Raw genomic sequence first — 23,557 nt, forward strand, 5'->3', positions numbered from 1 at the left:
AAGCCGCCACGCCAGCTTCATTCGCGGGTGAATATTTCCAGCAGATGCCCGTCCGGGTCATCGAAATACACCCGCCGTCCTCCCGCGAAATCATTGATCTCCCTCAGTCGCTGCTTGCCCGGGTCGGCCCACCATGGCTGACCGTTGGCTTGCAGGCGTGCGAAGGCTGCATCGAAATCCTCGTCGCCCATCAAGAATGCGTAGTGCTGAGACGCTATCGGCGGGTCGTTGTCGTAGAAATCCAGTGACACGCCGTTATCCAGTTTGACGATCAGCATGGGCCCGAAGGGCTGCGGCGCGGGCAGGCCAAGGAGGCAGGCCAGGAAATTCGCCGAAACCTGCTTGTCCCGGCACCAGACGATGGTGTGGTTCAACTGAGTGCTCATGGGCCAGTCCTCACGACGGATCAGGCAGGTTGTCATGAGTCTTCAGATTAGCCCAGCCTGTTGCGCAATGACCGCCCTGACCTAAGCTTGGGGCAAGGCGAAAAATATTTGCGGTACGTCACCCGGAACGATCGCCGCGATGCGCAATCATTAGAGCGTGGATATCAAAAGGAGATGCGCATGCTCATCAGGTCACTGACCCTGGCTACTTTGCTGGCGATTGCCGGCACCTCGTTCGCCGCTGATGGCGACTCACCGCTGGACATGGACAAGGGCAGGGCCCGGCCACTGATCGTCATCGCGCCGAGCACGGTTGATCCGATCTGGGTCAGCCTGAAAAAGTCGCTGGATGAGCCGGCCAATCGCAAGGGTTTCACCGACCGCAACATGGTGCTCTACACCGTACTCAACCTGATGGGCCAGCGCGACGGCAAAGACCTCGGGCCACAAGACACGGCGGCGCTGATCCGCTCGCTCAAGCTGGGTGCCGGCGCCAAGACCAAGGTGATTCTGGTCGGCAAGGACGGCGAAAAGAAACTTGAACAATCGGAGGCCATCAAACTGGACGAGATTTTCAGCGCTGTCGATCAGTTGCCGGCGGCCGAAAAAGAATTTACCGCGACCGTGGCCGCTCCCGTCGCTGAAGCCGAGCCGGCGGCCAAGGGCGCCAAAGGTACAAAACCTGGCAAACCGGCCAAGCCCGCCAAGCCGCCTGAAATGCCGGATGATTGAACCGACACTGAATTCTGGTGGTGAGCAGAGGAATCAGGTGCTATTGGGCAAGGGCACTCAGTATCTGATGAGCGATCCTGACCCGCTGCGCATTGGGATAATTCTTGTTGGCCAGCATCACAATACCGATGTCCTTCGATGGCACGTACGCCACATAAGCCCCAAAACCTCCGGTTGAACCTGTCTTGTTGATCAGCACGTCCTGCGGCTGCGCTTGTGGCGGGTTCAGCCACTGGACTTCATGGGCTTGCATGGCCATTGGCGTGGAGTTGCCGTCCAGCAAGCGATCCAGTGTGATCGGGTAGCGATACATCTCCCAGCCCAGGCCCTGGGTCATATCGCCAACGGTGTAGTAACCGCTATGGGTCAAGGCGATGGCTTGCTGCAATGGCTTTTCCAGAGACGCCGGTTTCATGTTCGCGGCGGCATAGCCCAGCAAATCCGCGGCGCTGGTTTTCACCCCGTACGCCTCTGAATCCAGCGCACCCGGAGTGACCCGTACCGGTTTGCCGTCCTTGTTGTAGCCCTGGGCGTACAGCGTCATCTGATCCTGCGGCACATGCACATAGGTGTGCTTGAGGCCCAGTTTCGGCAGCAGGGTTTTCTCCATCAGGTCATCGAACGGCTGGCCCATGCTTTGCGCCGCGAGGTAGCCGAACAGGCCCAGGCTGGGGTTCGAATACAGTCGGTGGCTGCCGGGGGCGTAGAGCGGTTTCCATTGTTTGTAGTAGCCGAGCATCTTGTCGGCAGAATCATATTCAGAGGGGAACTGCAGGGGCAGGCCGCCGGCGCTGTAGGTACCCAGTTGCAGCACGCTGATGTGGTCGAACGCACTGCCGCGCAAGGCCGGCAGGACCTGGCTGGCCTTGTCCGACAGCGACAGCTTGCCCGTGGCCTGGGCGTAGGCGGCGAGGGTGGCGGTGAAGGTTTTACTGACGGAGCCGATCTCGAACAGGGTGTCTTGGGTGACGGGGTTGCCGGTTTCTTTCGAGGCGACGCCATAGTTGAAGTAATGCGCCTGGCCGTTGACGGTGACCGCCACGGCCATGCCGTTGATACCCTCGGCTTGCATCACCGGTTGTACAGCGGCGTTCACCACTGTCTCGATTTGATCCTGTGCCACGCATTGGCCTGCGGCGACTATCGCCATGCAAGCGGCGATGGTTTTCAGCCTGTCCATGTTGGTTTCATCCGTCGTTGATTCAGTTGCGCGTCATTTTAGGGCGTGAAGCGCCATGCTCCGAGCGCTTTTTAAAATCGGCCGCCAACAGGCGGCCCGCGCAACCGTTGATTCAACGCACCAGGCACGGCCGCTTGTTATCGAACTTCCAGCCGGGAATCAGGAACTGCATCGCCACGCTGTCATCCCGGGCCCCCAGGCCCATGCCTTTGTAGAGTTCATGAGCTTTGGCGACCTGATCCATGTCCAGTTCCACCCCCAGCCCCGGTTTCTGTGGAACCTGCACGCAGCCGTCGACGATTTGCAGTGGGGCCTTGGTCAGGCGCTGGCCGTCCTGCCAGATCCAGTGGGTGTCGATGGCGGTGATCTCGCCCGGCGCGGCCGCCGCGACATGGGTGAACATGGCCAGGGAAATGTCGAAGTGGTTGTTGGAGTGCGAACCCCAGGTCAGGCCCCATTCGTGGCACATCTGCGCCACGCGCACCGAGCCCTGCATGGTCCAGAAGTGCGGGTCGGCCAGTGGAATGTCGACCGACTGCAACTGGATCGCGTGACCCACTTCCCGCCAGTCGGTGGCGATCATGTTGGTCGCGGTTTTCAGGCCCGTGGCCCGGCGGAACTCGGCCATGACTTCGCGTCCCGAGTAACCGTTTTCCGCCCCGCACGGGTCTTCGGCATAGGCCAGCACGCGGTGCTGATCGCGGCACAGGCGGATGGCTTCTTTCAGTGACCAGGCGCCATTCGGGTCGAGGGTGATGCGCGCATCGGGGAAGCGTTCGGCGAGGGCCGTGACCGCTTCGATTTCGGCGTCGCCGCTGAGCACGCCGCCCTTGAGCTTGAAATCCTTGAAGCCATAGCGAGCGTGGGCCGCCTCGGCCAGGCGCACCACCGTGTCGGCGGTCATGGCTTTCTCGTGCCGCACGCGGAACCAGTCGTTGTCGGCGTCCGGTTCGCTGCGGTAGGCGAGGTCGGTTTCGTTGCGATCGCCGACATAAAACAGATAGCCGAGCATTTTCACTTCATCGCGCTGCTGGCCTTCGCCGAGCAGGGCAGCCACCGGTACGTCCAGGTGCTGGCCGAGCAAGTCGAGCAATGCGGCTTCCAGGCCGGTGACGGCGTGAATGGTGATGCGCAGGTCGAAGGTCTGCAAACCGCGACCACCGGCATCGCGGTCGGCGAAGGTCTGGCGCACCTGATTGAGGATCTTCTGGTAGGTGCCGATTGGGCTGCCGACCACCAGGCTTCGCGCGTCTTCCAGGGTCTGGCGGATGCGCTCGCCCCCCGGCACTTCGCCGACACCGGTGTGCCCGGCGTTGTCCTTGAGGATCACGATGTTGCGGGTGAAAAACGGGCCGTGGGCACCGCTCAGGTTGAGCAGCATGCCGTCGTGGCCGGCCACCGGAACAATCTGCATGCTGGTGATGATCGGGGCCTTGGCGATTTCTTGTGCAGTCATTTTTTTATCCTTTCAGGCGTGACGTGGCGCAGCTTTGGCCGATTCGACGGCAGGCGCGGATTTGGGTTTGTTGCGGGCGGCAAACACGATGATGGCGGCGATGATCGAGGTCGCGGCCAGGCCGTACAGTCCGCCCTGAATGGAGCCGGTGCGTTCTTCCAGCAGACCGAATGTGGTCGGTGCAACGAAACCGCCGAGGTTGCCCACCGAATTGATCAGCGCGATGACGCCAGCGGCAATGCGCGCATCCAGGTAGGCCTGGGGAATCGGCCAGAACAGCGACGAGGCCGATTTGAAGCCCAGTGCGGCAAAGCAGATGGCGACAAAGGCGAAGATCGGCCCGCCGGTGGTGGACATGAACATCCCGGCCGCGGCGATCAGCAAGGCGGTGGCGACCCAGGCTTGCTGGTGTTTCCATTTGCCCGACAGGGAAGCGAAGGCGTACATGCCGACAATCGACAGCAACCACGGGATCGAGTTGAACAACCCGACCTGGACATCGCTCAGGTCGCCCATCTTCTTGATGATGCTCGGCAGCCAGAAGGTCGCGGCGTAGATGGTCAACTGGATGAAGAAGTAGATCAGGCAGAACAGGATGATCTGGCGATCCTTGAGCAATTTGCCCAGCGACGGTTTGATCGGCGTGGCGGCTTCCCGGGCCAATTGTTCGTCGTCGATGGCCTTGACCAGCGCGTCCTGCTCTTCGCGACTCAGCCATTTGGCGTCGTGGGGTCTGGAGTCCAGCCAGAACCAGACGAACACGCACAACCCGACCGAGAACATCCCCTCGATGAAGTACATCCATTGCCAGCCGTGCATGCCCAGGCCGTTGATTTGCAGGAGCAGCCCGGACAGCGGGCCGGAGATCAACGAGGCAATCGCCGAGCCACTGAGGAAGATGGCAATCGCCTTGCCGCGCTCCACGCCGGGCAACCAGCGGGTGAAGTAGTAGATCACCCCGGGAAAGAAACCGGCTTCGGCCACGCCCAGCAGAAAACGCAGGATGTAGAAGTGGGTTTCGTTCTGGATGAACGCCATGCCCGCGGCGACCAGGCCCCAGGTCAGCATGATCCGCGTCAGCCAGATGCGTGCGCCGACTTTCTGCAGAAGGATGTTGGAGGGCACTTCGAACAGTGCATAACCGATGAAGAACAGACCGGCACCCAGGCCGTAGGCGGCCGCGCCAATACCCAGGTCGTGTTCCATGTGGGTGCGGACGAAACCGATGTTCACGCGATCAATGTAATTGACGATGAACATGATGACGAACAGCGGCAAGACGTGACGTTTGACTTTGGCGATGGCGGACTTCAGCGCTGAATTGGCGTCGTCGTGCATCCCGGAGATGGATGTATTCACTGCGTTTTCTCCCACTCGTTATTTTTATGCGGGGTGAAGCTGGGTGTTGCGTTGTTGCTAGATATCATACAACTAGATTTTTTCATCGCGCAACCACGTTCGTCCAACAAAATAGCGCTTTTGCTGGGATTGTTTATTCTATTGGTGGTGCTGGATGGCCTTTCGGGTGGCTCAATATGGGCGTTTTGTTGAGTGTTGTCATACAAGTTTGGCGAGATTTTTCAGGATTCCCGCCCGGCGCGGTGCTACGATTCGATAGCCCTGATTTCGGACACGCCCATGCAAGAAGACCTCGAAGTACCCGCCCGCAAGCGCAGCCACAACCTGGCCCATGACCTGGTGGAGAAACTGACCCAGCGCATCCTGCTCGGCCAGATGTTGCCCGGCGACAAGTTGCCGTCGGAGAACACCATCGTTCAGGAACACGGGGTCAGTCGCACGGTGGTGCGAGAGGCGATCTCGAAGTTGCAGGCCTCGGGGCTAGTGGAGACCCGGCACGGCATTGGCACGTTCGTGATCGAGCGCGCACCGGAGCAGGGGCTGCGGCTGAATGTCGATACCGCGTTGGGGGTGCGCAGCATTCTGGAGTTGCGCATGGGCCTGGAAACCCAGGCGGCGGCGCTGGCGGCAACGCGCCGCACCGATCTGCAACTGGCGCAGATGCGTGAAGCGCTGGACGACTATCAAAGCCTGCTGGCCAACAACGACAGCTGTGTCGAAGCGGACCGGCGTTTTCATCTGCTGATCGCCGAAGCCACCGGCAACGTATGCTTCACCGAAATCATGCAGCACCTGGGCAGTGCGATGATCCCACGCACCCGGGTCAATGCCGCCGAGCGTGGCGCGGTGGACTTGAGCAAGCTCGGTCAGTTGGCCAACCTGGAGCACGAGGCGATTCTCAACGCCATCAAGCGCCAGGACCCGGACGCGGCGCGGGCGGCAATGTGGCTGCACCTGACTAACAGTCGTGACCGGTTTTCGGCTAGTTGAGGTTGGCTGTTTTTCAGTGACACCGAGTCATCGTTCTTCGCGAGCAAGCCCGCTCCCACAGGTTTTGAGTCGTGCTCAAGAACCGCGGCAAACATAAAACCCTGTGGGAGCGGGCTTGCTCGCGAAGGCGTCAGTCCAGGCAGCAAAATACATGGATCAGACCCGAGCAGCTTGAACAACCACAGCCCGCCGCTCCAGATTCAACGCCAGCACACTCACCAACACCACCAGTCCCCCGACCACGATCATCAATGTCGGCCGCTCGCCAAGCGCATAGGACGCAATGACCATCGCCGTTGGCGGCGTCAAATACAGGGTCATCGTCGCCCGGCTCAAATCGACATGCGCCAGCACATAGGCCCAGGCCAGGTACGCCAGGGCGCTGGGGAATATCCCCAGGGCAATCACCGCAAACTGCACGCGCATCGGCGCCACGGCGACTTGATCCATCAGGCCAGGCAAGAAAACCAGCAACAGCGCCGTGCCGGACCACACCGTGTAACACACCAGCGTCAAGCCGTCGTAACGCCCGGTGTGATGCTTTTGCAGGGCAAAGTAGAGACTCCAGGACACCGCCGCCAGCAGGATCAGCAAGCCGTGGGCGTCAATGCTGCCCAGGCCATGATCGCCGGCCACCACAATCACCACGCCCAACAACCCGAGCAGCACACAACCCCAGCGCCACAGGCTCACCTGATCCTTGAACACGAAGCGCGCGATCAGTGTGCTGAACAGCGGCGTGGTCTGCGCCAACACGCTCGAAGCACCTGCGCTGACACCCTGCTGTCCGAAGTTGATCGCCACGTGGTGCAGGCTTACCGCGAAGAAACCCAGGCCGAACATCAGCGGTAAATCTCGCAGGCTCGGCAGGCGAATGCCCTTGAACATCGCGACCACGGCCATGAACACAGAGGCCAGCAGGAAGCGCAAGAGCGCCAGATGCACGGGGTCGTAGGCCTGCAGGCCGATATGGATGCCGGTCGGGGAATAGCCCCAGCACGCCACGACAAACGCCATGGCCAGAATGATTTTCCAAGGTGAAACGGGGGAGGGTGTGAGCGGCTTCATGGTCGTGCACCTGTGGGCGGATGCACCGAGTATCAGAAAGCGGATCGTTCGCCACAACTGACTTATAATGCTCAAACCGTTCACTATTGGTGATGTATGGAGCTGGCACAGATTCGCATGTTCAAGACCGTCGCCGACGTCGGCAGCATCGCCCGCGCCGCCGAGCTGTTGCATTGCGTGCCGTCGAACATCACGGCCCGGATAAAGGCCCTGGAGGCCGAACTGGGTGTCGCGCTGTTTCTGCGTGAGGGCCGAGGGCTGCGCATCAGCCCGTCGGGGCAAACCTTCCTGGCCTACGCCTCGAAAATTCTTGCCCTCACTGCCGAGGCCAAGCGTGCGGTCGACCCTTTGGCCGAGCCCTCGGGGCCGTTGCGCATCGGGGCCATCGAGTCGTCGGCCACCGGGCGATTGCCGCGCCTGCTGGCGAAATTCCACAAGCGTTTCCCGCAGGTGGCGCTGGAGCTGACCACCGGCTCCTGGGGACAGTTGCTCGACGACACACTCAACCACAAGCTCGACGGCGCCATCGTGGCGGTGGATGTCGAGCGTTCGCACCTCAAGCGCACGCCGATGTACCGCGAAGAGCTGCTGCTGATCGCCTCGACCTCCCTGGGGCCGCTGCGGGACGTCAGCGATTTGCAGGACCAGACCGTGTTCATGTGGCCCCAGGGCTGTCCGTACCGGGCGGCGCTGGAGCATTGGCTGTTGCGACAGGGCCAGGCGCTGCCGATTGTCAGCCTGGCCAGTTATGGCGCGATTGTCGGTTGCGTCAGCGCCGGGGCCGGCGTGGCGCTGGTGCCCAAAGGCGTGTTCGACCAATACGCCAAAGGCGCGGGGTGCGCGGGGTTTGAATTCCCCGAACTGACCGCCGTCGACAACCTGTTTTACTGGCACGAAAACGCCGGGGTGCACCCGGCGCGTGAGGCGTTTGTGGCGATGCTTCGCGAAGAGTTTGCCTGACGCAGAACCTGTGGGAGAACCTGTGGGAGCGAGCTTGCTCGCGATGACGGAGTGTCAGTCGCTAACAATTTTGACTGATACACCGCTATCGCGAGCAAGCTCGCTCCCACAGGTGTTTTGTGTGTAGTTGAAGATCAGTTCGCGTTCACATCCCGCATCAACAACCCAAACTCCAGATCCACCGCATCCGGTATCGGCAAATACACCGTATGCCCATCCCCCGGCGCAACCTCGATCGCTTCGCCCTTGGCGTTTTGCAACTGATGCAGATCGAAGTGGAAGTTGCCCTTGGGCGTCATCAGCTCCATGTGATCGCCCAGGCCGAAACGGTTCTTCACCTTGACCTCGGCCAGTCGATCCCGGCGCTGGCCGGTCAACTCACCGACAAACTGCTGGCGCTCCGAGACCGAGCTACCGTTCTGGTAGTTCTGGTACTCGTCATGCACATGGCGGCGCAGGAAACCTTCGGTGTAGCCGCGCTGGGCGAGGGATTCCAGGTCGGTCATCAGGCCGCGGTCGAAGGCCCGGCCCGCCACCGCGTCGTCGATGGCGCGGCGATAAACCTGGGTGGTGCGCGCGCAGTAAAAATGGGATTTGGTCCGGCCTTCGATTTTCAGCGAGTGCACGCCCATGTGGGTCAGGCGTTCGACGTGCTGCACGGCGCGCAGGTCCTTGGCGTTCATGATGTAAGTGCCGTGTTCGTCTTCGAAGGCCGGCATCTGTTCGCCGGGACGATTGGCCTCCTGCAACAGGAACACCTGCCCGGTAGGCGCGCCGATACCCAGGGTCGGTTCGGGATCGAATGCCTGCACGATCTCGCCGAGCTGGTTTTCCGTGGCCGGTTGCGCTGAATATTTCCAGCGACAGGCATTGGTGCAACTGCCCTGATTGGCGTCACGCTTGTTCATGTAGCCCGACAGCAGGCAGCGCCCGGAATAGGCCATGCACAACGCGCCGTGCACGAACACTTCCAGTTCCATGGCCGGCACTTGCTCGCGGATCTCGGCGATTTCTTCCAGCGACAGCTCCCGGGACAGGATGATCCGGCTCAAGCCTTGCTGCTGCCAGAACTCTACGCTCGCCCAGTTCACCGTATTGGCCTGCACCGAAAGGTGCACCGGCATCTGCGGGTAATGCCGGCGCACCAGCATGATCAGGCCGGGGTCGGACATGATCAACGCATCCGGCGCCATGGCGATCACCGGTTCAAGGTCCTTGAGGAAGGTCTTGAGCTTGGCGTTGTGCGGCGCGATGTTCACCACCACGTAGAAGCGCTTGCCCTGAGCCTGGGCCTCGCGAATGCCAAGGGCCAGGTTGGCGTGGTCGAATTCGTTGTTGCGCACCCGCAGGCTGTAGCGCGGCTGGCCGGCGTACACGGCATCGGCGCCGTAGGCGAAGGCGTAACGCATGTTTTTCAGGGTGCCGGCGGGGGCGAGCAGTTCTGGCGCGGTGAGGTTCATGGCAGTGTCGGTCGCAAAAGCCGCACAGGGTAAATGCCCTGTGCCAAGGGTTTATTGACCTGGATCTATGCTTTATTCGCGAACGGAGGGCACTCGTGCGAGCCGTGGCGGCCTAAGCATCAGGACGTACCTTTTCGTCCGGGCAGACTGGCATGGATCGGATATGAACGAAGAAACCCTGAAAGACAGGTCGCTGACCGTCCTGCTGGCTCTGGTGAGCATTGCTTTCGTCTGGATTCTGCTGCCGTTCTACGGCGCTGTGTTCTGGGCGGTGATCCTCGGCATCCTCTTTGCTCCGCTGCAACGGCGGCTGCAACTGAAGTTCGGCTGGGAGCGCAACTTCACGTCGCTGCTCACCCTGAGCATCTGCCTGTTGATCGCGATCCTGCCGGTGATAGTCCTTAGCATCTTCCTGGTCCAGGAGGGGACCGCGCTCTACAAGAGCATCGAAAGCGGGGAGCTGGACATCGCGGGGTATGTGGCGCAGTTCAAGCACAGCCTGCCGGTGTATTTCCAACACCTGCTGGACCGCTTCGGCATGGGTGAATTGAACGGGCTACGTGAGAAAATCATCAAGAGTGCGATGACCGGCAACCAGTTCTTCGCCACCCAGGCGTTCAGTTTTGGCCAGGGCACGTTCGAGTTCATCGTCAGCTTTTTCATCATGCTGTACCTGCTGTTCTTCTTCCTGCGCGACGGTGCCGAACTGGCGCGCAAAGTGCGTGCAGCGGTGCCGTTGCAGGAACAGCAGAAACGCCGTTTGCAGCTCAAGTTCAATCGTGTGGTGCGGGCCACGGTGAAAGGCAACCTGCTGGTGGCGATCACCCAAGGCGCACTGGGCGGTCTGATCTTCTGGTTCCTGGACATTCCCAACGTATTGCTCTGGGCGGTGTTGATGGCGTTTCTGTCGCTGCTGCCGGCGGTGGGGGCGGGAATCGTCTGGGTGCCGGTGGCGGCGTTTTTCCTGTTCACCGGGGCGATCTGGCAGGGCGTGGTGCTGGGATTGTTTGGGGTCTTTGTGATCGGGCTGGTGGACAACCTGCTCAGGCCATTACTGGTGGGCAAGGACACCAAAATGCCGGACTACATGATCCTGGTCTCGACCCTCGGCGGACTGGCGATTTTCGGGCTGAACGGCTTTGTCATCGGCCCGTTGATCGCGGCCCTGTTCATGTCGAGCTGGGCCATTTTCATTGAAACCAAACCGCGGGTGCAGCTGCCTTAGGCGTTGAGCCTGCCGGACTGGCCGGTGCCGATGCGTTGCGACAGTTCCCGGGCGGCGGGCAGCGAAGTGAGCGGGCCGCTGATCTGCACCCCGTCCTGCACCAGATACCAGCAGGCGAGCATGCCCAGCTCTCTGAGCGGTGCGGGGACGGCGCTGCCGATAACGGACATGATCTGAACCTTGGACATGACAAGTACCTCCATCAATCTGTGGAGTTACTTTAAGGTCCGGGTGCCTTGAGGGGTAATCAACGCTTTCGATAGTGGTCATTGATGCCAGAGGGGGCAAACGACCGTTGGTCGGTCAGCTGACCACCTGGTCGAGCATATGAACCACTTCCTGCTCGTTGAGCAGGCCCTTGCGCACCAGGCTTTGGGTCAGCAGCGAGAGAAACTTGGCGCTGCGATGACCTTCCAGGTGCTTGAGTTCGGTCAGTGCGTTGTACACCTTGCTGGAGGTGCACAGACCGACGATGCGGTGCGGGTTTTGCGTTGGCATGTGGTCGTCCTTGTTGTTATCAACTTGTTTTCGACGGACAGCACTTAGCTTGCGGAACTGTCATGACAAAAATATGACCGTTTTTTTTCCGCAGGGCAGAAATCGGGTCGAGTCCATCTTGCCCATTTCTGCCGCGGGCACTGTCCCGATAGCGACCTTGGCGAGATTTATCCAGACCTGCACCGACAAACGGGCATAAAAAAGCCCCGCTGTTTCAGCGGGGCTGGATGAGTTCGTTACCAGCGGCCGTAGCGAGGGCCGTAGTAGCCACGGGGTGGACCGTAGTAACCACGGGGTGGGCCGTAGTAAACCGGGGCCGGGCGGTAGTAGATCGGTTGTTGCACGTAGACCGGGGCCGGCTGGTAGTAAACCGGAGGTGGTGGTGCGTAATAAACCGGCGCGGGCTGGTAGTAGACCGGTTGCGGCGCGACATAAACCGGGCGGTTGGCGTTGATCAGAGCCGAGCCGACGATGGCAGTACCGACGATCGCTCCGAATACCGCCGCATCATTACCACCACCACCATGGGCTTGCGCCTGTCCTGCGATAGCGAGGGCGCCGATCAGAAAGGCTACTGTGGAGACTTTACGGATCATGATAGTTCCTCGGTTCTTCAACCCGGTGCTTGTGTCTGCAATAGACCCAAGGATTGTCGCGGGGATACTTCTAAGACAGCGTTTTTTCGAAAAACAGCACGGCCGCGAGGTAAATTTTGTGTAAGGTCTGTAGCGACTTTTTTACCGACCCGTGTAAGCCGGCGCTAACACAATTACATGATCGATCAGAACCGGATGGAGGGCTAATCCCGTCCATCCGAAAGTGCACTTGAAGGAGCTTGCCCATGCAGATGAACCCCAACAAAGACACCCAGCTGTGCATGTCCCTTTCAGGACGTCCCGGGAACTTTGGCCTGCGTTTTCACAATCATCTGTATGAACAGCTGGGCCTGAACTTTTACTACAAGGCCTTTGCCAGCCAGGACCTGACGGGTGCCGTTGCCGGCATTCGCGCCCTGCGGATTCGTGGCTGTGGCGTGTCGATGCCGTTCAAGGAAGCCTGCATTGCCCTGGTGGATGAACTCGATGCATCGGCCGCCGCCATTCAATCGATCAACACCATCGTCAACACCGACGGTCATCTCAAGGCCTACAACACCGACTACATCGCCGTTGCCCAGCTGCTGGAAAAACACCAGGTGCCCAAGGACTCGACCTTTGCCTTGCGCGGCAGTGGTGGCATGGCCAAGGCCGTGGCGAGTGCCTTGCGCGATGGCGGCTATGAAAACGGCCTGATCGTAGCCCGCAATGAGCGCGCCGGGCAGGCGCTGGCGCAGTCTTTGGGGTATGAGTGGCAGGCCGAGCTGGGGAGTCGTCGCCCGCAGATGCTGGTCAATGTCACCCCGATCGGCATGACGGGAGGACCGGAGGCCGATCAACTGGCCTTTGAGCCGGACGTGATCGAAAAAGCGGAAACTGTCTTCGATGTGGTGGCGATTCCCTCGGAAACACCGCTGATCGTGCGTGCTCGTGCCGAAGGCAAGCGGGTCATCACCGGGCTGGAAGTGATCGCGATCCAGGCACTGGAGCAATTTGTGCTCTATACCGGTGTACGGCCGACAGACGAGCAATTCCAGAAGGCAGTGGCGTTCGCCCGAAGCTAGGAGGTGTCCATGCATCCGCCCATTCTCAATCTGGATTCGGTCGAACTTGAACCGCTGCCCGAAGCGTTTGCGCCGAGCGGTGAAACCGCCGGGCGCTATCAACAGCGCCTGGCCCGAGTCGGTCAGCAACTGGGGGCGCAAAAGCTGGGTTATCGCTTGTATGTGCTGGAGCCAGGCATGCGCGGCAGCCCGTTTCACAGTCATCGGGTCAATGAAGAAATGTTCTACGTCGTGGCCGGGGAAGGGCAAGTCCGCCTGGGATCCGAACGTTTTCCGATCCGTGCCGGTGATGTGATCGCCTGTCCACCGGGTGGGCCTGAAAAAGCGCACCAGATCATCAATACCAGCAACGGCGAGTTGCGGTACCTGGCCGTCAGCACCCAGCAATCACCGGAGATCTGTGAATACCCGGATTCCGGCAAATACGCCGTGATGGATGACTTCAAGGTGGATGCCGAGGGTAATGCTTCGGGTTTTGTTGCGGTGGCCCGGCAGGCGGACGGGGTGGATTACTGGGACGGCGAATAGTCGAAAACACCGCGAACCCCCTGTGGGAGCGGGCTTGCTCGCGAAGACGATGGTCGACTCAGCATTGATGTCACTGACAGTCCGCCATCGTCGGAACGCCGCCCGGAGCAAGCTCGCTCCCACAGGTTTTGTGTCGGTCACCAATGCCAAGCCAGTCCACGACCCACATTGGGATCTCTGCAGCCTGATTATTCGAGCCGAGCCAGCCTTTCTTCCAACGCCGCAATCCGTGCTTCCAGTTCTTCGATCCGTTCAACCGAAACCCCGTTGTTGCCACGTTCGGCCGGGTTGTTCCTTGCCGCCATGATCGCTTCGATATCCGCCGGGTCGCCAAGGGCGTGGGTGTATCGGTCTTCGCGCTGGCCAGCCTGACGCGGAATCAGCACGGCCAGGCCCCGGGCAATCAAGCGTTCGAGTTGATGCACTACCTGTTCGGCATCTTCGAACTCATGCATGCGGCCGCTGCGGGTCAGCAGTTCATTGACGGTCTGCGGGCCGCGCAGAAACATCAGCCCGGTGAGGATCACCTGCGCCGGCACCAGTTCCAGGGCCTTGTCGACCTTGTGTTCCCAGCGGTCGGCGCGGCTGCCCATCACCAGTCTGGCGAAGCCGCGTCCTTCAAGGGCGCGCAGGCTCTGGCCGACCTGGCCCGGTGTCAGGTTCATCACCGGCTCGCGGCTGGTTTTCTGGTTGCAGGCAATCACCAGGGCATTGAGGGTCAGGGGATAGGTTTCCGGGCTGGTGGCCTGTTTCTCGATCAACGAACCCAGAATGCGGATTTCCGTACTGTTGAGCCGCGGCTCGTCGAAAGTCGTCTCTTGCTCAGTGCTCATGGTTCTGCATCCTTAGCCGATTCATGTTTTTCACTTGCGTAAGCGCACTTTGACATCGCCCGTTCGGACTAGGCAAGGCTAACGATTCTGCCTTCTCCTGCCGGCGCCAAACTTCATGCTCAAAGGGGTGTTGCGCCACGCGTGCCCCGCCAAACGAGCAGAAGGCGCCGCGATGGAGTTTGCATTCAGCGACGAACAGGAAATGATCCGCGCATCGGCCGAGGGCTTCCTCGCCGATGTCTCGGATTCTGCCGCCGTGCGTGCGGCAATGGTCAGCGAACGGGGTTTCGACGAAGCCCTCTGGCAGCGTCTGTGCCAGGAAATGTACTGGCCGGCCATTCATATCCCCGAAACCTATGGTGGCCTGGGCCTCGGCTTTGTCGAGCTGACGATCCTGCTGGAACAGATGGGCCGGCGCTTGCTGTGCTCGCCGTTTTTCGCCACCGCCTGCATGGCCACCCCAGCGCTGTTGCTGGCCGCCAATGAAGAACAGAAGCAGCGCTGGTTGCCGTCGATTGCCGACGGCAGCGTGACCGCAACGCTGGCGTTCAGCAGTGCCAACGGCTGGTCAGCCGACGACGTCCAGGCAACGGTGGTGGCTGAAGGCGACGGGTTCGTCCTCGACGGCACCCTCAAGCATGTGCTCGACGGCCATGGCGCCGACCTGTTGATCATTGCCGCACGACAACCCGGAACCACTGGCGAAACGGGCATCAGCCTGTTTGCCGTGAGCGCTGTACGCGCAGGCATCGAACGACAAATGCTGCCGACCATGGACCAGACCCGGCGCCAGGCGCGGATCCAACTCAAGGGCCTGTACCTTGAAGCCGATTGCCTGCTGGGTGAGTTCGGTCACGGCTGGCCGCATCTTGAACGTGTCCTGCAACTGGCTTGCATCGGTCTGGCCGCCGAGCAGACCGGCGGCGCGCAGCAGGTGCTCGACCTCAGCGTGGCCTACATGCAGGAACGCCAGCAGTTCGGGCGCCCGATTGCCAGTTTCCAGGCCCTCAAACACCGTGCCGCCGACATGATGCTGCAAGTCGAATGCGCCCGTTCGGCCAGTTACTACGCCGCGTGCGTGGCCCAGGAAGTCCTCGACCCGCAGGGCGATGCGCAAGTCGCCGCAGAACTACCGCTGGCGGCGGCGCTGGCCAAGGCGCAGTGCTCCGAAACCTACTTCTATTGCGCGTCCGAATCGATCCAGTTGCATGGCGGCGTCGGTTTCACCTGGGAATACGACCCGCACCTCTACTTCAAGCGCGCCCGCGCCAGCGAAAGTTTCCTCGGGCTACCGGCCTGGCATCGCGAGCGGATTGCTTCGGTGATTCTTGGAGAGCAGTCATGAAAATCAGTTTCAGCGAGCAGGACGAACGCTTCCGCCAGGAAGTGGCCGACTGGATGAGTGCCAACCTCTGCGGCGAGTTCGAAGCCCTGCGTTTTCGCGGCGGCCCGGGCGACGAGCACATGTTTCCCGAAGAGCGCAAAGCCTGGGAGCGCAAACTCGCCGAAGGCGGCTGGACCTGCGTCGGCTGGGCGCCGGAGCACGGCGGGCGCGGCCTGTCGATCACCCAGCAGGTGATCTTCAACGAGGAGTACGCCCGCGCCGGCGGCCCAGGCCGCATGGGCCATATCGGCGAAGGGCTGGCCGGGCCGACCATTGCCGCGTTCGGCACGCTCGAACAGCAACAGCGCTTTTTGCCGGGGATCGTCAGCGGTACATCGTTCTGGTGTCAGGGCTACTCAGAGCCGGGCGCCGGTTCCGACCTGGCCAACGTCAAGACCCGAGCGACGCTGGATGAGGCGACCGGTCAATGGCTGATCAACGGGCAAAAAGTCTGGACGTCCCTGGCCCACGAATCGGACTGGTGTTTTGTCATCGCCCGCACCGAGCCGGGCAGCGTCGGCCATCGCGGTCTGTCGTTCTTGCTGGTGCCGATGGCCCAGGCAGAAATCACCGTACGACCGATCGAGCAACTGACCGGCACCTCGGAATTCAACGAAGTGTTCTTCGACGATGCCAGCACCGACGCCAGCAACATCATCGGTGCGCCGGGCGAAGGCTGGAAGATCGCCATGGCGCTGCTGGGTTTCGAGCGGGGTGTGTCGACCCTCGGCCAGCAGATGCAGTTCCAGAACGAACTCAACGAAATTATCGCCATCGCCAAAGCCAATGGCGCCGACCGCGACCCGATCCTGCGTCAGCGCCTGGCCGAGGCCTGGAGCGGGCTGCGGATCATGCGCTACAACTCGCTGCGCATGCTCTCGGGTAGCCAGGACGGTTCGCTGCGCAAGGAGGCGACCATCTACAAGCTGTTCTGGTCGACCTGGCACGCCAGCCTCGGCAAGTTGGCGATGGACGTCCTCGGCGCCGAAGCGGAGTTGCTCGAAGCCGCGCCTTACCAACTGACCCGTTTACAGTCGCTGTACCTGTTCAGCCGCGCCGATACCCTCTACGGCGGCAGCAACGAAATCCAGCGCAACATCATCGCCGAGCGTGCCTTGGGCATGCCCAAAGAGCCGCGTCCGCGCGCCTGAAAGGAGAGAGTTCATGTCTGTACCTCAATATGTTGAAGGTCGCGGCCTGCTGCGCGGCAAGTCGGTACTGATCACCGCCGCCGCAGGCGCCGGGATCGGTTTTTCCGCCGCCGTGCGTGCCGCCGAGGAAGGCTGCCGCGCGCTGATGATCAGCGATATCCATGAAGGCCGGTTGGCCGAAGCGGTGCTGAAGATTCGCGAAACCACCGGGCTGCAACAAGTGTTCGGCCAGGTCTGCAACGTCGCCGACGAAGCCCAGGTGCAGCAACTGATCGCCTGCGCCGAGCGTGACCTGCAAGGCGTCGATGTGCTGATCAACAACGCCGGGCTTGGCGGCTCGCGGTTGCTGGTGGACATGGCCGACGAAGAGTGGAATCGGGTCATCGACGTGACGCTCACCGGCACCATGCGCATGACCCGCGCCATGCTGCCGAAAATGATGGAGCGGCGTGCCGGGGTGATCGTCAACAACGCCTCGGTGCTGGGCTGGCGTGCGCAGAAAGAACAGGCGCACTACGCCGCCGCCAAGGCTGGCGTGATGGCGCTGACCCGCTGCGCAGCGGTCGAGGCCGCCGACTACGGCATCCGCATCAACGCGGTCAGCCCGAGCATCGCCCTGCACGACTTCCTGCGCAAATCCGCGCCCCAGGCGGTGCTCGATCAACTGGCCGCCAATGAAGCCTTCGGCCGCGCCGCCGAAGTCTGGGAAGTGGCCAACGTGATGATGTTCCTGGCCAGCGACTACAGCTCCTACATGACCGGCGAAGTGTTGTCGGTGTCCAGCCAGAGGGCGTGACCATGCCACGTATTTTCGACACGCCGATGGCCTTGTTCGACGCCGTGGGCGAATCACTCGGCGCCAGTGACTGGCTGTTGCTGGAACAGGACCGCATCGACCGGTTCGCCGACGCCACTGGCGATCACCAGTGGATTCACGTCGATCCGGTCAAGGCTGCCAGCGGCCCGTTTGGCATCTGCATTGCCCATGGCTACCTGAGCCTGTCGCTGGTCAATCTGTTCCTGCCGCAGATCGTCGAGGTCCGTGGCCTGGCGATGGGCGTCAATTACGGCTGTGAGCGGGTGCGCTTCCCCTCGGTGGTGCGCGTCGGCTCGCGGGTGCGCGGCAGTGCGCAATTGATAGCGGTCGAGGAGGTCAAGGGCGGCGTGCAGGCGACCATCCGTGTCAGCGTCGAAATCGACGGCGAGGAACGCCCCGGCTGCGTGGTCGACACCATCAGTCGCTATTACCCGGCCTGACCTTCAACAGCATTTTCGAGGAATCCAGCATGAAAGAAGCCGTCATCGTTTCGACCGCCCGCACTCCGATCGGCAAAGCCTTTCGCGGTGCGTTCAATGACACCGAAGCGCCGCAACTGGGCGGCCACGTGGTGCGAGAAGCCGTGCGCCGTGCCGGCATCGAGCCGGGTGAAGTGGACGACGTGATCATCGGTGCCGCGGCGCAGCAGGGCACGCAGTCCTATAACCTGGGCCGCCTGTGCGCGATTGCCGGCGGCTTGCCGGCATCGGTTGCCGGGATGGCCGTCGAGCGCCAGTGCTCGTCGGGCCTGATGAGTATCGCCATGGCCGCCAAAGGCATCATGTGCGACGAAATCGACATCGCCGTGGCCGGTGGCCTGGAGTCGATTTCCCTGGTGCAGAACAAGCACAAGAACCTGTATCGCAATCAGTCGGCTTCGGTGATCGAACTGGACCCGCACGCCTATATCCCGATGATCGAAACCGCCGAGATCGTCTCCGCGCGCTATGGCATCTCCCGCGACGAGCAGGACGAATACAGCTACCAGAGCCAGTTGCGTACCGCACAGGCCCAGAGCGCCGGGCGCTTCGACCGGGAACTGGCGCCGCTGGCCAGCCGCAAGGCACTGTTCGACAAGGCCTCTGGCGAAACCAGTTATGAAACCGTCACCTTGCTGCGCGACGAGTGCAACCGCATCGACACCACCCTCCAGAGCCTGAAGGCGCTGGAGCCGGTGTGGCCGGGCGGTCAGTGGAGCGACAAGGGTCGTTTCATCACCGCCGGTAATGCCTCGCAGTTGTCCGACGGTGCGTCGGCCTCGGTGTTGATGAGCGCGAAAATGGCCGAGAAACGTGGCCTGGAACCGCTGGGGATCTATCGCGGCATGGCCGTCGCCGGCTGCAATTCCGACGAGATGGGCATCGGCCCGGTGTACGCCATTCCCAAGCTGCTCAAGCGCCACGGCCTGACCATGGACCACATCGGCCTCTGGGAATTGAACGAAGCGTTCGCCTGTCAGGTGCTGTACTGCCGCGACACCCTGGGCATTCCGGCCGAGCGCCTGAACGTCAACGGCGGGGCGATCTCCATCGGCCATCCGTTCGGCATGTCCGGGGCGCGGATGGTTGGCCACGCATTGGTCGAAGGTCAGCGCCGCGGTTTGCGTTATGTGGTGGTGAGCATGTGCATCGGTGGCGGCATGGGCGCTGCTGCTTTGTTCGAGGTGGTCTGAATGATCAGCGCACAACATATCCAGACGACCATGGCACGTTATGTGGAGCTGGTGGATGCCAGCGACATCGACGGCATCCTCGCGCTCTACGCCAATGACGCCACCGTTGAAGACCCGGTCGGCCACGCGCCGTTGCAGGGCATCGACGCCATCGCGCGCTTTTACCGTGAAGGACTGGGGGCGATGAAGGTCTCGGCGACCCGGACCGGCCCGGTGCGCGCGACGCTCAACGGTTGCGGCGCGATGCCGTTCCGGGTCGATATGGAGTGGGGCGGGCAACCGTGCTCGCTGCATGTGATCGACGTGATGGAGTTCGATGCAGACGGCAAGATCCGCTCGATGAAAGCCTTCTGGAGTGAGGTCAACGTGACAGCGCGAGGTGCAGTATGAATCTGGAGCAGCGGATCGCCCGCCTGGAAGCGCTGGAGGATATCCGCCAGCTAAAGCATCGCTACTTCAACGCCTGCGATCTCAAGCAGGTCGAGGTGATTGCCGACTGCTTTGCCGAAGGTGAAGTGTTGATCGATTACGGTCCGTTGGGGGTCTTTCGTGAGCGCGACAGTTTTGTCGCGCTGTACCGCGAACTGGCTTGCCATGAGCGGGTGATCGACCTGCATCACGGCGCCAACCCGGAAATCGAGGTGCTAAGCGAGGATCAGGCCGAGGGCCGTTGGGCCCTGTGGTATTTCAACCTGGATGGCGAGAGCGGGGCGACGCGGCAGTTGGGTGGCTTCTATCAGGACCAATACCAGCGTATCGCCGGCCAGTGGAAGATTGTCGCCACCCGTTTTGCCGCTCACTCGGAAGTGGCGCGTTCCTGAAGGCGGGTTTCGATCCGGTCGCAGCACAGCAGAGGTGGGAGCGGGCTTGCTCGCGAACGCGGCATTTCAGGCAACATCAATGTTGAATGTGCCGGCCCCTTCGCGAGCAAGCCCGCTCCCACAGGTTTTATGGTGAACCTGGTATTTGCGCACACCCCAATCCCCCTGTGGGAGCGGGCTTGCCCGCGAAGGCTGCGTGTCAGGCGACATCAATGTTGGATGTGCTGACAGCCATATCCGGATTCTGCGTCCGGCCGGTTTCGTAGTAAGCCTTGAGGTTTTCGGCAATCTGCTGCACGACCTTGTTGAAGGCCTTGGCCAGCAACCTCTCAAACAGCCTGCCACCGCGCAGGCTGTATCTCATTTGCAGGGTAATGCGCGTCGCGTTGCCTTCAGCTTGCAAGGCATAACTGAAACTCGCCTGGCGAAATGGAAAGGGCGAGTCATTGCCGCCCTTGTGCAACCGCAGCACGAACCCCGTGCCTTCCCTCCACTGCACTACGCTTTCATCCAGATACTGACCGCCCTTGCGCAACACCCGGCGACTGGCGCCGAGGCCTTCCGTTGCGCCTGGATGAAACTGGCAACCGGTCAGGCCCGGCACATAGTGCGGGGCGAGGCTCAGATCGCGCAGTTTGGCCCAGGTGGCTTGTTGCGTGAGGTTCAGTACAACGCTATGGCTGGCTACGGGCATGTCGAAAGTCTTCTTATGAATGGGATTGGGCCGCGTCGAGAAACGCCGGGCGTTCGCCCGCGCCATGCACCGCGATATCCGTGCCGCTGACGTAACGGGCCAGTTTCGAGGCCAGGTACAGGCACGTGTCGCCAATGTCCTCCGGGGTTGCCAGTCGTTGCAACGGGATGGTCGCCGCCACCCGGGCAATGCCCGCGTCGTCACCATAATGCATGGCCGCCTGCTCGGTGAGAATCAGCCCGGCAGTGACGGCGTTGACCCGCACCTTCGGCGCCCATTCCACCGCCAGCGAAGTGGTCAGGTTCAGCAGACCGGCCTTGGCCGCGCCATATGCGGCGGTGCCCGGGGAAGGGCGGGTGGCGCTGACGCTGCAGATGTTGATGATCGCGCCGCCGTCAGCCTGCGCCTGCATCACCTGGTTGGCCTGCTGGCACAGATTCAGCGGTGCGATCAAGTTCAAACGGATGATTGCCTCGCTGAAGCGCGGCGAAGCCGTGGCCGCGTCGGCATTCGGTGAGCCGCCAGCGTTGTTGACCAGCACATCGAGGCGACCGAAACGCTCGACGATTTGTGCGATCAAACGCCCGGACTGCTCGACGTCCCGCAGGTCGCAGGGCAGGAACAGCGCCTCGCGTCCGCCGCTGGCGGGCAAGGTTGGCGGGGCTTCGCGACCGCAGATCACCACCTCGGCGCCGCAGTCGAGGAAGCGCTGGCTGATGCCGCGACCCACACCTTTGCCACCGCCGGTGACCAGTACCACTTTGCCGCGAAAGTCCATCGGATCAAGCATGGGAATTCTCTTTTTGTCGCTCGGGAATGCCGTCGATGCTAGGTCGACCGTCTTTGTAGGCCAACGTCCGATGAGACTAGAGACTGTAGGAGCGAGCTTGCTCGCGAAGAACGTCTGGACAACGCGTTCAATCAGGCTGGGCGCGTTTTCGTTGACGTCCATCGCGAGCAAGCTCGCTCCTACAGGGGCGTAGTCCTGTCGGACGATGTTGGCGACCCGACCCCTCGGAATAATCCCGCTACAACAACAGGCCGGGAGGACACCTTATGGGCGCTTCAGCGCAAGGGCACTTCGTTACGCTGCCGGATGGTTTGCAGCTGCACTACAAAGACACCGGTAACGGCGAGCCGGTGATTTTCATCCATGGCAGCGGGCCGGGCGCCAGCGGTCACAGCAACTTCAAGCAGAACTACCCGGTGTTCGCCGAAGCCGGTTACCGGGTGATCGTCCCGGATCTGCCGGGCTACGGCGCTTCGGACAAACCCGACACCCTCTACACCCTGGACTTCTTTGTCGCAGCGCTGAGCGGTTTGCTCGACGCCCTCGACATCCAGCGTTGCGTACTGGTCGGCAACTCCCTGGGCGGCGCGATCGCGATCAAACTGGCCCTCGACCAACCGCAGCGTGTCAGCCGCCTGGTGCTGATGGCGCCCGGAGGCCTGATGGAAAAGGAACAGTATTACCTGCAGATGGAAGGCATCCAGAAAATGGGCGCGGCCTTCGCCAAGGGTGAACTGAATGACGCCGCCGGGATGCGTCGCCTATTGGCGTTGCAACTGTTCGACGAAAGCCTGATCAGCGACGAGACGGTCAACGAGCGGGTGGCCGTGGTGCAACAGCAACCGGTGTGCGTGCTATCGACCATGCAGGTGCCGAACATGACGTCGCGCCTGGGCGAATTGCAGTGCCCGATCCTCGGCTTCTGGGGCATGAACGACAAGTTCTGCCCGTCCTCCGGTGCCCAGACCATGCTTGAAAACTGCTCCGGCATCCGCTTCGTGATGCTCAGCGAGTGCGGGCATTGGGTCCAGGTCGAGCACCGTGATCTGTTCAACCACCAGTGCCTGGCTTTTTTTCAGGAGGCCCGCAGATGAGCGTGCAATTGCGCCGTGAGTTCGGCGAAGAGCTTTATCAGGCGCTGCTCAGCGGCTCCACCCTGGCGCCGCTGACCGAGCGCTGGCCGTCGATCAGCATCGAAGACGCCTATCACATTTCCCTGTACGCCATTGAGCGTCGGGTGGCGGCTGGTGACCAGATCGTCGGCAAGAAAATCGGCGTGACCTCGGCGGCGGTGCAGCAGATGCTCAACGTGCATCAGCCGGATTTCGGCTTCATCACGCGGCAGATGTCGTTCGATGACGATGCGCGGATTTCCCTGTCCGCCAACAAACTGATCCAGCCTCGTGCCGAAGGCGAGATCGCCTTCAAGCTCAAGCATGATCTGGTCGGCCCCGGCATCACCGAAGCCGACGTGCTGGCCGCCACCGAATACGTGATGCCGTGCTTCGAGATCGTCGACTCGAGGATTCACGACTGGCGCATCCGCATCCAGGACACAGTCGCTGACAACGCCTCTTGCGGCGTGTTCGTGTTGGGTGACAGCAAGGTCGATCCCCGTAAACTGGACCTGCCCAACTTGCGCATGCGTGTGTTCAAGAACGGTGAACCCCTGAGCGAAGGCCTGGGTTCGGCGGTGCAGGGCAACCCGTTGACCGCCGTGGCCTGGCTGGCCAACACCCTCGGTGCGTTCGGCATTCCGTTCAAGGCCGGGGAAATCATCCTGTCCGGCTCTCTGGTACCACTGGAGCCGGCCCGTGCCGGCGACCGTTTTGAACTGACCATTGATGGCCTGGGCAGTGCCCGGGTGTCTTTCTGCGCCTGACTTTTGGAGTT

27 protein-coding genes are annotated in these 23,557 nt (G+C 61.6%); 15 read left to right on the forward strand and 12 right to left on the reverse strand.

The genetic code is table 11. The annotated features are described in order from the left end of the window. Nucleotides 1-17 precede the first annotated feature (17 nt). Nucleotides 18-386 carry a VOC family protein gene (locus AC3IT6_RS09420; RefSeq protein WP_489354990.1) on the reverse strand — a complete coding sequence of 123 codons (369 nt, stop codon included), beginning with the start codon at nt 384-386 and terminating at the stop codon, nt 18-20. Nucleotides 387-566: 180 nt separating this feature from the next. Between AC3IT6_RS09420 and AC3IT6_RS09425 the strand changes: the two genes are divergently transcribed. Further along, nucleotides 567-1,118 carry a DUF4174 domain-containing protein gene (locus tag AC3IT6_RS09425; protein WP_489354992.1) on the forward strand — a complete coding sequence of 184 codons (552 nt, stop codon included), beginning with the start codon at nt 567-569 and terminating at the stop codon, nt 1,116-1,118. Between the two features lie 40 nt (nt 1,119-1,158). Here the strand turns inward: AC3IT6_RS09425 and ampC are convergent, their stop codons facing one another. From ampC to AC3IT6_RS09440, 3 genes are all read right to left on the reverse strand, one after another. Further along, nucleotides 1,159-2,268 carry a class C beta-lactamase gene (gene ampC / locus AC3IT6_RS09430; protein WP_489356509.1) on the reverse strand — a complete coding sequence of 370 codons (1,110 nt, stop codon included), beginning with the start codon at nt 2,266-2,268 and terminating at the stop codon, nt 1,159-1,161. Nucleotides 2,269-2,410: 142 nt separating this feature from the next. After that, nucleotides 2,411-3,754 carry a glucarate dehydratase gene (gudD, locus tag AC3IT6_RS09435; RefSeq protein WP_489354994.1) on the reverse strand — a complete coding sequence of 448 codons (1,344 nt, stop codon included), beginning with the start codon at nt 3,752-3,754 and terminating at the stop codon, nt 2,411-2,413. Nucleotides 3,755-3,766: 12 nt separating this feature from the next. Further along, on the reverse strand, nt 3,767-5,113 hold the full coding sequence (locus AC3IT6_RS09440) for an MFS transporter (protein ID WP_489354996.1): 1,347 nt from the start codon (nt 5,111-5,113) through the stop codon (nt 3,767-3,769). Between the two features lie 279 nt (nt 5,114-5,392). Here AC3IT6_RS09440 and AC3IT6_RS09445 point away from each other — a divergent pair, with 279 nt between their 5' ends. Continuing rightward, the gene (locus AC3IT6_RS09445; protein ID WP_056722458.1) at nt 5,393-6,103 is read left to right on the forward strand and encodes a FadR/GntR family transcriptional regulator; all 711 of its coding nucleotides are present in this window, start codon (nt 5,393-5,395) and stop codon (nt 6,101-6,103) included. Nucleotides 6,104-6,259: 156 nt separating this feature from the next. Here AC3IT6_RS09445 and AC3IT6_RS09450 read toward each other — a convergent pair whose 3' ends face one another. Further along, on the reverse strand, nt 6,260-7,171 hold the full coding sequence (locus tag AC3IT6_RS09450) for a DMT family transporter (protein ID WP_489354998.1): 912 nt from the start codon (nt 7,169-7,171) through the stop codon (nt 6,260-6,262). Between the two features lie 96 nt (nt 7,172-7,267). Between AC3IT6_RS09450 and AC3IT6_RS09455 the strand changes: the two genes are divergently transcribed. After that, nucleotides 7,268-8,131, forward strand: coding sequence for a LysR substrate-binding domain-containing protein (locus AC3IT6_RS09455; protein ID WP_489355000.1), 864 nt, complete (start codon nt 7,268-7,270; stop codon nt 8,129-8,131). A 134-nt stretch (nt 8,132-8,265) separates the two neighbouring features. On the opposite strand, the gene trhP is transcribed toward AC3IT6_RS09455, so the two are convergent. Beyond that, nucleotides 8,266-9,591, reverse strand: a complete 1,326-nt coding sequence (gene trhP, locus AC3IT6_RS09460; protein WP_489355002.1) for a prephenate-dependent tRNA uridine(34) hydroxylase TrhP — start codon at nt 9,589-9,591, stop codon at nt 8,266-8,268. 163 nt (nt 9,592-9,754) lie between these two features. On the opposite strand from trhP, the gene AC3IT6_RS09465 reads away from it, so the two are divergent. Continuing rightward, entirely contained in the window at nt 9,755-10,816 is a 1,062-nt protein-coding gene (locus tag AC3IT6_RS09465; RefSeq protein WP_489355004.1) for an AI-2E family transporter, read from the forward strand. Here AC3IT6_RS09465 and AC3IT6_RS09470 read toward each other — a convergent pair. From AC3IT6_RS09470 to AC3IT6_RS09480, 3 genes are all read right to left on the reverse strand, one after another. Then, entirely contained in the window at nt 10,813-11,004 is a 192-nt protein-coding gene (locus AC3IT6_RS09470) for a hypothetical protein (protein ID WP_223449263.1), read from the reverse strand. The two genes, AC3IT6_RS09465 and AC3IT6_RS09470, sit on opposite strands and share 4 nt — an antisense overlap. A 115-nt stretch (nt 11,005-11,119) precedes the next feature. Beyond that, complete coding sequence (locus AC3IT6_RS09475) at nt 11,120-11,314, reverse strand: hypothetical protein (protein WP_008052996.1); 195 nt, start codon at nt 11,312-11,314, stop codon at nt 11,120-11,122. A gap of 236 nt (nt 11,315-11,550) precedes the next feature. Continuing rightward, entirely contained in the window at nt 11,551-11,910 is a 360-nt protein-coding gene (locus tag AC3IT6_RS09480) for a hypothetical protein (protein WP_489355007.1), read from the reverse strand. 245 nt (nt 11,911-12,155) lie between these two features. Here AC3IT6_RS09480 and AC3IT6_RS09485 point away from each other — a divergent pair, with 245 nt between their 5' ends. Further along, nucleotides 12,156-12,974: a shikimate 5-dehydrogenase gene (locus AC3IT6_RS09485; protein ID WP_489355009.1), complete on the forward strand. Its 819-nt coding sequence runs from the start codon at nt 12,156-12,158 to the stop codon at nt 12,972-12,974. A gap of 9 nt (nt 12,975-12,983) precedes the next feature. Beyond that, complete coding sequence (locus AC3IT6_RS09490; protein ID WP_489355011.1) at nt 12,984-13,502, forward strand: cupin domain-containing protein; 519 nt, start codon at nt 12,984-12,986, stop codon at nt 13,500-13,502. Nucleotides 13,503-13,690: 188 nt separating this feature from the next. Here the strand turns inward: AC3IT6_RS09490 and AC3IT6_RS09495 are convergent, their stop codons facing one another. Further along, entirely contained in the window at nt 13,691-14,335 is a 645-nt protein-coding gene (locus tag AC3IT6_RS09495; protein ID WP_223449255.1) for a YceH family protein, read from the reverse strand. Nucleotides 14,336-14,507: 172 nt separating this feature from the next. Between AC3IT6_RS09495 and AC3IT6_RS09500 the strand changes: the two genes are divergently transcribed. The 7 genes from AC3IT6_RS09500 to AC3IT6_RS09530 are packed head-to-tail and all read left to right on the forward strand — an operon-like array spanning nt 14,508 to nt 20,180. Further along, a complete protein-coding gene (locus AC3IT6_RS09500; RefSeq protein ID WP_489355013.1) occupies nt 14,508-15,680 on the forward strand; it encodes an acyl-CoA dehydrogenase family protein in 1,173 nt (390 codons plus the stop codon). After that, nucleotides 15,677-16,870 carry an acyl-CoA dehydrogenase family protein gene (locus tag AC3IT6_RS09505; protein WP_489355015.1) on the forward strand — a complete coding sequence of 398 codons (1,194 nt, stop codon included), beginning with the start codon at nt 15,677-15,679 and terminating at the stop codon, nt 16,868-16,870. The genes AC3IT6_RS09500 and AC3IT6_RS09505 overlap by 4 nt, the downstream gene beginning before the upstream one ends. Before the next feature lie 13 nt (nt 16,871-16,883). After that, nucleotides 16,884-17,666, forward strand: a complete 783-nt coding sequence (locus tag AC3IT6_RS09510) for an SDR family oxidoreductase (protein ID WP_046042769.1) — start codon at nt 16,884-16,886, stop codon at nt 17,664-17,666. 2 nt (nt 17,667-17,668) lie between these two features. Then, entirely contained in the window at nt 17,669-18,127 is a 459-nt protein-coding gene (locus AC3IT6_RS09515; protein WP_489355017.1) for a MaoC family dehydratase, read from the forward strand. Between the two features lie 29 nt (nt 18,128-18,156). Continuing rightward, the gene (locus AC3IT6_RS09520) at nt 18,157-19,359 is read left to right on the forward strand and encodes an acetyl-CoA C-acyltransferase (RefSeq protein ID WP_489355019.1); all 1,203 of its coding nucleotides are present in this window, start codon (nt 18,157-18,159) and stop codon (nt 19,357-19,359) included. Next, nucleotides 19,360-19,749 (forward strand): steroid Delta-isomerase, encoded by a 390-nt coding sequence (locus AC3IT6_RS09525; RefSeq protein ID WP_489355021.1) that lies wholly within the window; start codon nt 19,360-19,362, stop codon nt 19,747-19,749. After that, entirely contained in the window at nt 19,746-20,180 is a 435-nt protein-coding gene (locus AC3IT6_RS09530; RefSeq protein WP_489355023.1) for a nuclear transport factor 2 family protein, read from the forward strand. The genes AC3IT6_RS09525 and AC3IT6_RS09530 overlap by 4 nt, the downstream gene beginning before the upstream one ends. Before the next feature lie 199 nt (nt 20,181-20,379). On the opposite strand, the gene AC3IT6_RS09535 is transcribed toward AC3IT6_RS09530, so the two are convergent. Further along, a complete protein-coding gene (locus tag AC3IT6_RS09535; RefSeq protein ID WP_489355025.1) occupies nt 20,380-20,874 on the reverse strand; it encodes an SRPBCC family protein in 495 nt (164 codons plus the stop codon). A gap of 13 nt (nt 20,875-20,887) precedes the next feature. Further along, entirely contained in the window at nt 20,888-21,664 is a 777-nt protein-coding gene (locus AC3IT6_RS09540) for an SDR family oxidoreductase (RefSeq protein WP_489355027.1), read from the reverse strand. A 266-nt stretch (nt 21,665-21,930) separates the two neighbouring features. Here AC3IT6_RS09540 and AC3IT6_RS09545 point away from each other — a divergent pair, with 266 nt between their 5' ends. Continuing rightward, nucleotides 21,931-22,758 (forward strand): alpha/beta fold hydrolase, encoded by an 828-nt coding sequence (locus AC3IT6_RS09545; protein ID WP_489355029.1) that lies wholly within the window; start codon nt 21,931-21,933, stop codon nt 22,756-22,758. Continuing rightward, nucleotides 22,755-23,546 (forward strand): fumarylacetoacetate hydrolase family protein, encoded by a 792-nt coding sequence (locus tag AC3IT6_RS09550; RefSeq protein WP_489355031.1) that lies wholly within the window; start codon nt 22,755-22,757, stop codon nt 23,544-23,546. The genes AC3IT6_RS09545 and AC3IT6_RS09550 overlap by 4 nt, the downstream gene beginning before the upstream one ends. The last annotated feature ends 11 nt before the right edge of the window (nt 23,547-23,557 follow it).

The organism is Pseudomonas sp. KH_017, assembly GCF_057840285.1.